Source organism: Bacillus sp. MUM 116, from assembly GCF_001866655.1.
Lineage (GTDB): Bacteria > Bacillota > Bacilli > Bacillales > Cytobacillaceae > Neobacillus.
In genome coordinates this window covers 1-10,474 of sequence record NZ_MLYR01000148.1, presented here as the reverse complement: position 1 = coordinate 10,474, position 10,474 = coordinate 1, and the positions used below count along the sequence as shown (strand labels likewise).

Below are 10,474 nucleotides of genomic sequence, written 5' to 3'. Positions count from 1 at the left end.
GGTCTTCATGCCTCCTATGAAAACTAAATCTGCCCTGAACCTAAAGAGATATGGTCTTCATGCCTCCTATGAAAACCAAATCCGCCATGAACTAAAAGAGATATGGTCTTCATGCCTCTTATGAAAACTAAATCTGCCCTGAACCTAAAGAGATATGGTCTTCATGCCCTATTCCTTAACACAATAATAAACCCGTCTAGGATCTGGTGACTGAATTTGAAGCCTTTACTCTGATAGAATTTTAATGCATTTTCGTTCCCGTTTGATACAAAGATAAACAAATCAGTTATCGACGGAAAGGAATGTAACCAATCCATTGATTTTTTAAACAAAACGGAACCAATGCCCATATTTCGATAGCCTTCTTTTAAATAAAACTGTGACAGGCAGCCCACATCATCATTTTTTACCGAATCCAGGTCAAAAAAGGTAGCAAAATCATTCGAATAGGTTTCTTTTGCGGAAATATTGCTGTACACATATCCAACAATTTCATCTCCATCCTTTGCAATCACAAAATGGTTTGCTTTTGCACTTTTCACCGATGGGAGCATCCTTGTTTCAAAATTCATCCCGTCAAACAGCTCAGTATGAATATAGGATTTAGATTTTTGAAAAACCATTAACTCATTGCATAAATCTTTCATACAACTAATTTTATCTTCTGAAATATTTTCATAAAGGATACTCATAAAATCTTCCTTTTCCCAATAATCTATTGGTAACATTTTATCATTTCTATAGTCATTTTCGTCATTTACCTAATAGGAAAATGATAACAATGTTAGAAACAGAATATAGGGAGCTTGAAAGTAAAATATGTTACTATGTATGGGTGAGAAATTTTTTAAGCTTTATGCACAAATGATAATGATTTTCAAACACTTTTAGAGGACGGTTTTAAATGAATACTATTTTAGCGAAAGAACGTAATACTTCTAGCTTATTTTCGGATTTAAGGTTACTTGTAAAAGGTCCGGTATTAATAGCAAATGTTCTTCCTGTTTTTACCGGTTTTTGGCTAGCTCTCTATTTTAACAATGAGTCACTGGCAAATCATTGGGGCTTATTCTTACTAACCATGATTGGCAGCAGCTTGGTGATGGCAGGTGCCCTCATCATCAATAACTGGTACGATGTAGATATTGATTCTGTCATGGACAGAACGAAAAATCGTCCAACGGTTACAGGGCATATTTCACTTAAAACGGTATTGACTTTGGGATTCACATTATCCATCCTTGGTCACATTTTATTACTTTTTACCACCATCGAAGCAGTGATTTGGGCATTCATCGGATGGTTTACCTATGTCATTTTGTATACTATGTGGGCAAAAAGAAAATATACGCTTAATACGGTGATTGGTGCGATTTCCGGAGCCGTTTCTCCGGTAATTGGCTGGACAACGCTTGCATCTAGTAATCATATTGTACCGATTATTTTGTTTTTGATTTTGTTTATTTTTCAAATGCCTCATACATTTGCAATTGCGATAAAGAAATATCATGAATATAAAGCGGCGCGTGTGGCGATGCTTCCGGTGGTACATGGATTTGATATAACGAAGAGACAAATCTTTGTTTATAGCGCCTGTTTATTGCCATTACCATTTTATTTAGGGTCCCTTGGCACACCCTTTGTTGTCATTGCGACATTGTTAAATTTGGGGTGGATCGGTGTAAGTATCGCCGGATTTTTTACAAAAAATAATTTTAAATGGGCAAAAGTGGTATTCCTTTATTCAGTCAATTATATAACCATTATTTTCCTTTTAATGATTATTGTTACATTACCAATATTTAAATAGAAGTTTGGTCTTATCAATTTTATTGATAAGGCTTTTTTTTACGCATTTTTAATTGTTCACGAATTTGTCATTCTCTCCGTGATAGTTGGAGAAAACTAACTTCGGTTGGGAAAAATGCCGTTATTATCTTTTTTACCATTAAATATTTTGGGAGGGGATGGTTATACATTGAAACCTCGGTACAATTATGCAACAATTACCTTATTATTGATCAATTGACACTAGGATAGGGATTTTTGACAACTGCAATTTGCTTAGTCATTTATTTAACTACACTGCGATTATTGATCGTACGAAATATGAATGAAAAAATAAGCAGCAAAACTTTTTCTTTTTCCAGAAACTGTTAAATTTTGTTCGAATTATTTTTTAACACGGAATGAATGAAATGTTGTAAAATAGTCATAAGATTATCATTATTATGTAAATATAATTCATGATAAAAGATTAATGGTTGGATAGGAACCTGGATAGGAGACAAAAAGCATGAAAGAGTTAAAAATTGACATCACATTAAGTGCAACAAGAAAAGAAAAACCATCCTTTGACCATCTGGAGTTTGGAACTGTCTTTACGGACCATATGTTTGTTTGGGATTACACAGAGGGCAAGGGCTGGCATGATCCGCGGATAATTCCATATCAACCGATTACCCTTGACCCTGCGGCGATGATTTTTCATTATGGTCAAACCGTTTTTGAAGGACTAAAAGCCTATCGAACAAAAGATGAGCAGATTTTGTTATTTAGACCTGAAGAAAATATGAAAAGATTAAACCGCTCCAATGATCGTTTATGCATGCCGCCGATTGATGAGGAATTGGCATTAAGCGCGTTAAAACAATTAATTTCGATTGACCGTGAGTGGATTCCAGGACTGGAAGGCACATCTCTTTATATTCGTCCATTCATGATTGCGACAGAACCTCATCTTGGTGTTTCGCCATCTAAAAATTACCGATTTATTATAATTTTATCGCCGGTAGGTGCTTACTATAAAGAAGGGATTAATCCGGTAAAGATTGCGGTTGAAAGCGAATATGTCCGTGCGGTAAAAGGCGGTACTGGGAATGCGAAAACGGCCGGAAACTATGCAAGCAGCTTAAAGGCAGGAGAACTTGCCTACAAGAAGGGCTACTCACAGGTGTTATGGCTTGACGGAAGAGAGCAGCAGTATATTGAAGAAGTGGGCAGCATGAATATCTTCTTTAAAATCAATGGTGAAGTTGTTACGCCTGAACTAAATGGAAGTATTCTAGAAGGAATTACAAGAAAATCGATTATTGAGCTTTTAAAATATTGGAATGTTCCTGTAGTTGAAAGGAAAATTTCTATCCAAGAAATCCAGCAAGTCTGTCATGAAGGTACTTTAGAGGAAGCGTTTGGAACAGGAACTGCTGCTGTCATTTCTCCTATCGGGGAATTATTATGGAAAAATGAAAAAATGGTCATCAGTAACGGTGAAATCGGCTCGTTATCTCAAAAATTATATGATTCTTTAACAGGAATTCAAAATGGGACGGAGCCGGACCCTTTTGGCTGGACAGTGAGAGTATAGTCAGACGACATAGACATAAAAAATAGAAGGAAAAAGGCATCTGCAAAATAAATGCAGATGCCTTTTAAATACTCGTAATAACCAAAGTTTAGCCTTTATTTCTAATTTTTCCCACTATGAGTAATAATAGTGGAATAAAAAGACCAAATGGGAGGGAAAAAGCCGTCCACCACTCTGCTTGTTGATCGGACTCAACGATATTCTTATTAATAAAAAGAGAAAGAACAAGCGTAACAAATCCTAAAGGAAAGGTTAAACATTTATATTCTTTCAGTTTTAAAATTTGCCCCATACATAAAATGGATCCATAAAAATAAAGAGTAATTTTAATATAAATGGTCGTGAACCATATGAAAGCCATAATCGCTTCAATTCGCTGCCAAAAGCCGCCAATATTTATATTCATGGCAAGAACATAGGTTACGAATTGCTGATTTTCAGAAAAATAACTTCCGAAGCATAGAATACTTACTAATGTAACAAGCATTAATGCACTTCCGCCCATTAATGTCCCAAGCAAAAAGGATTTTTTCGCTTTGATGGTTTGATTTACTGCAGGAAAAATCATTAAAAATAACACTAATTGCAAATAAGGGGTACCAAGTGCTTGTATAGCCGTCCTTATTACCGGTTTCATTCCATTTCCTAATATGGGTTGCAGTTGTTTAAACTCAAATTCCGGAAAAACTGAAATGATAAAAATAAAAAACACCAACAAAATAAATGGGAAAAAAATTTCAAAAGCCCTTGAAAAGGTTTCTAGCCCAAAACGGATGCCCATCATCACAATCAGGATAAAAAGAATATGAATTGCTAAAATGGGGGTATCGGGCAGGATTTGGATTGCAACGAAATCACCGATTTGTCGAACAAAATTGGCGGTACTAAGAAAAAAATAAATAAAATAGAGAAGGGAAACCGTTTTCCCAAGCCATTTTCCCAAAATTTTTTCGCTATATTCAGCAAAATTCATCGTTGGGAAACTGCTGCCAAGTGTATTGAACAATAACACTAGTGATAGTCCGAACACCACCACAAGAATACCAGCCAACCAGGCATCTTGTTTTGCGTTATGGATAAGCCCGGACGGGACATACAAAATACTGCCGCCTACTATAAACGATGCAACCATTATTGTAAATTGATGAGGTGAAATCTTTTCCTTCCCAAGCATGCCTGTTCCTCGCTTTTCCCATGGGATTACTCCCTATAAGACCTAGTCATTTTCCATATTATTAAGCGGAGAATTATTAATTGTACCAGTTTGCCGAATATGCATATTAACCTTGACCTTAAAAGGCATCTGTGAAAATTTTTGATTCCAATCTTTTTTATATTTTTCCCAATCATTCGGTGCCGAACGAGAGAGTGCTTCACCGAATCCAAAAATATCAGCTCGATAATCTTTTTGAGCATGCTTTATAGCTTTTTTAATGATTTCAGTAAGGGATTTTTCTGCTTCTTTTTCCAGAAAAGAAATGGATTTAGGATTGGTTAAATCTAAGCCTGGACACTCCACCTCTGCGATATTTCCTTTTACGTTAACTTTAATAGACCCCTTTGGCTCGCCCTTAGTCATCTCTGTATTAAGTTTCGATTTTGAGCCAAACACTTCAATTACTACTTTTCCACCTTGTGGGCATTTAACATATCCTACGCTGTTTTTCACTTTTCCTAAGGCGTAATGCACTGCTCTGCCTTCTCTTTCACTCATCCATCCAATTAGTTTATCTTGTTTAAATACTGCCATTCCTTTATATTGCAAGATCGTTTTGGGGTTAGCTTGTTCTAAATTTTTATTCATTTGCCCTGTTTTTACGTTACCTTTTATTTCAATTCCGGTTAATAGAGGGTTAATTCCTTCGCTTACGATGGTAGATGTTAGCTTATCTAATGTAACCCCTTCTGTTGGTGACCAAGCGTTCGCTGATGTCTCGAGAGAAGCAAATAAACTATTAGCTGGAATTTTTTCTAATGGGGTTAATATTCTTAACACATCTTCCGCTTTAACCTTTTTGGAAACAGTAATATAAAAATCATTTCGCACTTCTGAGTTCCTTAATAGAAAGTCAAGCATTTCGCCAATTCCTTCTCTTGCTAATTCCTCTCCAAAAACCAGAATTCGTAAATGGGCAAAATAAAGCTTTCTTGGGGCAACTGTTGTAATTCTTCTGATTGCTTCAAATAGTGTTTCTCCCCTACTTTGATAAACTACAACCGGCGATTTGCCGCTGCCCCCTTGTTTAGATGCAATTTCACTAGGATTGACCACTTGAGCTGTTAAAATATATTGCTCATTTTCTTTATCAATCCCCAACCCTAATAAAATGGATAGTTCATTTAATTCCCTTCGATTCCAACAACCAGTTAGGAGGATAAAAGAGCTGAAAATCATAATTATAAGGGTTTTTCGTTTCATCTAAATCCTCCAATCTGTAATAAAGGCTTTTGTAAGGAAATTTTTATTGGTCTACAATAGCTGGCTGGTCCTTCATTTTATTTAGTGGAGAGTTTTTAATCATTCCTATGTCATGTATTTTTACGGTTACTTCTGTCTCTACTGGCATGTTTTCAAAGACATGTATCCAATCATTCTTTTTCATATGCCAATAATTCGGGTTGGAACGATGTAGTGCTTCACCAAATCCAAAAAAATCTATCTTATATTTTTTTTTTGCAGCATATAACCCCTTGTGAATATTTTTTTGAATTTTTCTCTCCATTTTTATTTCAATTTGTCTAATTGTCTTAGGTTTCGTTAAATCGAGTGTCTTACATTGTACATTTCCAAGAGTTGCTACTGTTTCAATCTTTATTGTCCCTTTTGGTTTATTGCCTATAATTTCTGTTTTTAATTCTGTGTTTGTATGAATCAATTCAATATCCGCTTTCCCTTTTATAGGGCAAGGGACGGTAATAACTGTACTTTTCACATTTCCTAAGGCATAGACAAGACCTTTGCTCTCGTTTTCATTTAACCATCCAATTAATTTATCCTTTCGAAATACTCCAATTGCATCATATTTCATAATGGTTTCAGGTTTTGTTTGCTGTAAATTCTCCAGCTTTTCCCCGGTTGCAATATCTCCTTTTATCAAAAGGCCAGTTAATTTTGCATTTGTCCCTTCACTTAAAATATCGTAAATCAATTCATCCAATGTGATCGGAAGGGTAGGCGCCCATTCTTTCTCTGATGTCAGAAGGGTTTCGTATAGTTGTTGGGCAGGTATTTTTTCCATAGCCGTTAAAATTTTCATTACATTTCCAGCAAAAGTATTCTTGGCTACCGTAATATAAAAGTCAGTACGTATCTCATGATCCCTTGATAAAAAGTCTAAGGTTTTTCCTATTCCTTTTTTTGCTAAATCTTCTCCAAACACAAGCAGCCGAAGATGGGAAAAATAAAGTTTTCTTGGTGAAACGGTTGTTATTCTTCTTATGGCCTCCAACAATGTGTCCCCTTTTTCTTGATATACGACCATGGGTGAATTTCCGCTGCTTCCTTTTGATGCAGCAATTTCCCCAGGATTCACGACTTGTGCTGTCACCATAAACTTTCCATCTATTTTATCGATTCCCATTCCGACTACAATGGCCATTTCGTTTAGTTCTTTTCGGTTCCAACATGAAGTCAGAAGAATCAGTGAGCAGATTGAAAGAATGATGAATGGGAATTTTTGATTCATGTCGATACTCCTTTAAGCTTATAAAGCTAGTTATATCCTCCCCAAAATATGGCTTTTTAAGCAAGTAAAAGCAGCAATGAGTATTCTTGGGGGAAATTCGACAAAATAGAATAAAAGCTATGTGGAGGAGTAACTCAAATGCTTGGTGTGGCAGGGACAATAGTGGCAGCCATTATGATGGTTGTTTTTGAAATTCCTAACTTGAGGAAAAAAAAGTTAACGAAGGAATTATGGGTATTTTCGTTTTTAATGCTAATCGCAGTTGGGTTAGGCATCGCTCAAAGTTTAGGCTTGAAAATTCCGAACCCGCTTAACGGAATTACAATTGTTTTTAAGCCTTTAAGTGATTTTATATACGGATTACTGGAATAGGTGTAGTGAAGAATATGGTGGAAAATATAAAAATCAGTGCACGTCAATTCGCCATACTTGTCATTTTATTTTCTGTAGGGACGACCATCTTAGTGATTCCAGGTAGTCTTGCTAATGAAGTAAAACAAGATGCTTGGATTGCTGCTTTAATTGGCACTGCTTTCAGTTTTGTGTTTGTAGCTCTATATTTAGCGGTTGCGAGAATGTTTCCAACGATGACATTGGTTGAAATTATTGAAACACTCCTTGGAAAATGGTTAGGTAAAGCTGTCTCACTTACATTTGTTTTCTTTTCTTTTTATAACGCTTCAGATTTATTGTATTATGCTGGAATTTTCTTGACAACGGAAATTATTCCGGATACGCCACATGAAGCCATCCATATTTTATGCGCATGTATCTTAATCATGGGAATCCGACTTGGTCTTGAAACGCTGGCCCGTTCTGCAGAACTTTTATTTCCTGTATTTATCCTCTTACTCTTATTACTAGTGCTCTCAATATTAGTAACTCCTGATTTATGGAAGGTTGAAAACATTCAACCTATGTTTCATTCAGGAGTAAAACCGATGATACGGGCTGTATTACTTTTTTCAAGCACTTTTACCTTACCTTTGATTGTATTATTAATGATTTTTCCGAAATCGATAAATAAAATAAAGAAGGCTGAAAAAAATTTTTTTATTGCAATATTGATAGCCGGGGTATGTTTAATCGTTCTGATTTTATTAACTATTTTAGTTTTAGGTCCTGATTTGAGTGCCAGAAGAATGTATCCAAGCTATATCTTGGCTAAAAGTATAAGAGTAGGGAACTTTTTGCAACGAATTGAAGCGATATTGGCAATTATGTGGTTAATCACGATTTATTTTAAGATGTCGATTTATTTTTACGCAGTTGTCATAGGTTTTGTACAAACACTAAAAAGTAAAGATTATCGATCATATACATTACCTCTAGGGATGATCTTGGTTACGACTTCCTTGTTTTCACATCCTAATGTTGCTCATTCAGCGAAATATGATCATGAAATTTGGCCTTTTTACGCCTTAACATACGGACTTGTTCTTCCTATCCTCTTATTAGTGATCAATAAATTAAGAAAAATAATAACCAATTATAAAAAGTGATAAAGCTACCTTCATGGAGACAAAAGGTAGCTTTTAATATTTTATTGTTATCTATCCAATTATTTATGTGCTCCTATTTTGAGTCCGGTTTTGGTGCAGGAGTATCTTCGCGTGTTATATTCGTTTGACTAAGTAAACGTGGCCGTTTAGACATGGCCCATCGAGGAAATCGAAAAAGGGCATCTTGTTGATCATCATGAATATAGGGGCCAAATGGTGCCATAAAGGGCACTCCAAATGAACGTAAACTGCACATATGAAGAACCATACCAATCAATCCAACTATAATACCAAATAAACCAAAAGATGCTGCAAGTGCCATGAAGGGGAAGCGTAACATTCTAATTGAAATGGATAATTCATAATTACTGACAATAAAGCTGGAAATGGCTGTAATGGCCACAACGATTACCATGGCGGCAGAAACGAACCCTGCTTCAACAGCTGCCGAGCCAATAACAAGTGTTCCAACAATGGATACTGCTTGGCCAATGGCTTTTGGCATTCTTAGTCCAGCTTCACGTAATATTTCAAAACTGACCTCCATCGCAAGTGCTTCAATAAAGGCAGGAAATGGAACACCTTCGCGCTGAGCAGCCAGGGTAATCAGTAATTGTGTTGGCAGCATTTCCTGATGAAAAGTTGTAATCGCAATATAAAAGGAAGGTCCTAATAAGGCGATAAAAAAACCGATATAACGTAAGAACCGAAGAAGGGTGGTAATATCCGCCCGGTTATAATAATCCTCCGGTGATTGTAAAAACTGTGCGAACATGACAGGGACTATTAGTACAAAAGGTGTGCCGTCCACGAGAATGGCTATACGACCTTCTAAGAGATTAGCTGCGATAGCATCTGGCCGTTCTGAATGATACATGGTAGGAAATGGCGACCATTTCGCATCTTCAATTAATTCTTCAATATAACCGGTTTCTAATATGCTATCGATTTTGATTCGATCTAGTCTTTTCCGCACTTCCTCGACAATCTTATCATCCGCAATTCCTTTTATATACATAATAGAGACATTTGTTTTGGATACTTTCCCAATTTTCCTTGATTCAATCCATAGGTTATGGTCATTAATTTTCCTTCTCAATAAAGCGGTATTGACCCGTATATTTTCTGTAAATCCTTCTCGGGGCCCTCTAATCGTCGTTTCCGTCGTAGGCTCCTCAACCGACCGTTGTTTCCATCCTTTCATTTCTACTGCAAAGCCTTGTGTATATCCATCAAATAAAAGAATGACTTTTCCAGATAAAAGTGAATCCAGCAGGTTTGTATAATCATTTATATCTTGAATGTCTCCGACAGTTAAGACCATTTCTTTTAAGTAAGATAATAGTTTTGTCCCATTATAAGGTTCTGTTTCGATATTTGTCATTCGTAAATCAATCATTAACGATTCCATAATAAAATTTTGTGCGGACCCGCTATCAATTAAGCCGTCAGTAAAAATGATACCAGCCTTAATCTTACCTTCTTTTCCGATTCTGATTTCTCTGATAATAATATCGTCACTGTTTCCGAACAATTCGTTGATTTTTTGGATATTATCTTTTAAACAGAACTCTAATGGTTGATTATTTTCTTCAGATTTTTTAGGTGGAAAATTTTTTTGAGTTTGTCTTTTTTGTAAGTTATCCCATTTTTCCTTAAATGACTTTTTATTTTTTGATTTAAACAAATTCAAGGTTTTTCCCTCTTATTCCTACTATTTTTGGGGTTATTATTTCCACTAAATAAAGGTATATTCCATAAAAATTGATTTCATTTTGTAAAAGATGAAAAGAAGAAGAGGTTTAATTTACCAACAAAAAGAAGAAAATAATAAATGTTCTTTTGTTGCACGAATAGGGAAGGATTTTTACCAATGGAAAACGCAAAAATTGATTCGAGGCAATTGTTTTCTCTTATGT

General features: G+C 35.6%; 9 protein-coding genes. 4 read left to right on the top strand and 5 right to left on the bottom strand.

The window, feature by feature from the left end:
- Window positions 1-161: 161 nt before the first annotated feature.
- Window positions 162-692: a GNAT family N-acetyltransferase gene (locus BIV60_RS26395; protein ID WP_071358633.1), complete on the bottom strand. Its 531-nt coding sequence runs from the start codon at window positions 690-692 to the stop codon at window positions 162-164.
- Between the two features lie 212 nt (window positions 693-904).
- Between BIV60_RS26395 and cyoE the strand changes: the two genes are divergently transcribed.
- Together cyoE and BIV60_RS26385 are read left to right on the top strand one after the other, a co-directional pair.
- Complete coding sequence (gene cyoE / locus BIV60_RS26390; protein WP_071358632.1) at window positions 905-1,810, top strand: heme o synthase; 906 nt, start codon at window positions 905-907, stop codon at window positions 1,808-1,810.
- Window positions 1,811-2,296: 486 nt separating this feature from the next.
- Window positions 2,297-3,367, top strand: coding sequence for a branched-chain amino acid aminotransferase (locus tag BIV60_RS26385; protein ID WP_071358631.1), 1,071 nt, complete (start codon window positions 2,297-2,299; stop codon window positions 3,365-3,367).
- A gap of 88 nt (window positions 3,368-3,455) precedes the next feature.
- Here the strand turns inward: BIV60_RS26385 and BIV60_RS26380 are convergent, their stop codons facing one another.
- Genes BIV60_RS26380 through BIV60_RS26370 form a run of 3 tightly spaced genes read right to left on the bottom strand, consistent with a single transcriptional unit; the run spans window position 3,456 to window position 7,053 of the window.
- Window positions 3,456-4,541 (bottom strand): GerAB/ArcD/ProY family transporter, encoded by a 1,086-nt coding sequence (locus BIV60_RS26380; RefSeq protein ID WP_071358630.1) that lies wholly within the window; start codon window positions 4,539-4,541, stop codon window positions 3,456-3,458.
- A gap of 42 nt (window positions 4,542-4,583) precedes the next feature.
- Window positions 4,584-5,786 (bottom strand): Ger(x)C family spore germination protein, encoded by a 1,203-nt coding sequence (locus BIV60_RS26375; protein ID WP_071358629.1) that lies wholly within the window; start codon window positions 5,784-5,786, stop codon window positions 4,584-4,586.
- 43 nt (window positions 5,787-5,829) lie between these two features.
- A complete protein-coding gene (locus tag BIV60_RS26370) occupies window positions 5,830-7,053 on the bottom strand; it encodes a Ger(x)C family spore germination protein (RefSeq protein ID WP_071358628.1) in 1,224 nt (407 codons plus the stop codon).
- Between the two features lie 138 nt (window positions 7,054-7,191).
- On the opposite strand from BIV60_RS26370, the gene BIV60_RS26365 reads away from it, so the two are divergent.
- Together BIV60_RS26365 and BIV60_RS26360 are read left to right on the top strand one after the other, a co-directional pair.
- Window positions 7,192-7,425: a hypothetical protein gene (locus BIV60_RS26365; protein ID WP_071358627.1), complete on the top strand. Its 234-nt coding sequence runs from the start codon at window positions 7,192-7,194 to the stop codon at window positions 7,423-7,425.
- A gap of 14 nt (window positions 7,426-7,439) precedes the next feature.
- The gene (locus BIV60_RS26360; RefSeq protein ID WP_071358626.1) at window positions 7,440-8,555 is read left to right on the top strand and encodes a GerAB/ArcD/ProY family transporter; all 1,116 of its coding nucleotides are present in this window, start codon (window positions 7,440-7,442) and stop codon (window positions 8,553-8,555) included.
- A 73-nt stretch (window positions 8,556-8,628) separates the two neighbouring features.
- Here the strand turns inward: BIV60_RS26360 and BIV60_RS26355 are convergent, their stop codons facing one another.
- Complete coding sequence (locus BIV60_RS26355; RefSeq protein WP_256218562.1) at window positions 8,629-10,248, bottom strand: spore germination protein; 1,620 nt, start codon at window positions 10,246-10,248, stop codon at window positions 8,629-8,631.
- Window positions 10,249-10,474: the final 226 nt, after the last annotated feature.

Bases quoted from the DNA above. Each gene is read 5' to 3' on its own strand.
- BIV60_RS26380 (WP_071358630.1), bottom strand. From the start codon at position 4,541: ATGCTTGGGAAGGAAAAGATTTCACCTCATCAATTTACAATAATGGTT.
- cyoE (WP_071358632.1), top strand. From the start codon at position 905: ATGAATACTATTTTAGCGAAAGAACGTAATACTTCTAGCTTATTTTCG.
- BIV60_RS26395 (WP_071358633.1), bottom strand. From the start codon at position 692: ATGAGTATCCTTTATGAAAATATTTCAGAAGATAAAATTAGTTGTATG.
- BIV60_RS26360 (WP_071358626.1), top strand. From the start codon at position 7,440: ATGGTGGAAAATATAAAAATCAGTGCACGTCAATTCGCCATACTTGTC.
- BIV60_RS26385 (WP_071358631.1), top strand. From the start codon at position 2,297: ATGAAAGAGTTAAAAATTGACATCACATTAAGTGCAACAAGAAAAGAA.
- BIV60_RS26370 (WP_071358628.1), bottom strand. From the start codon at position 7,053: ATGAATCAAAAATTCCCATTCATCATTCTTTCAATCTGCTCACTGATT.
- BIV60_RS26365 (WP_071358627.1), top strand. From the start codon at position 7,192: ATGCTTGGTGTGGCAGGGACAATAGTGGCAGCCATTATGATGGTTGTT.
- BIV60_RS26375 (WP_071358629.1), bottom strand. From the start codon at position 5,786: ATGAAACGAAAAACCCTTATAATTATGATTTTCAGCTCTTTTATCCTC.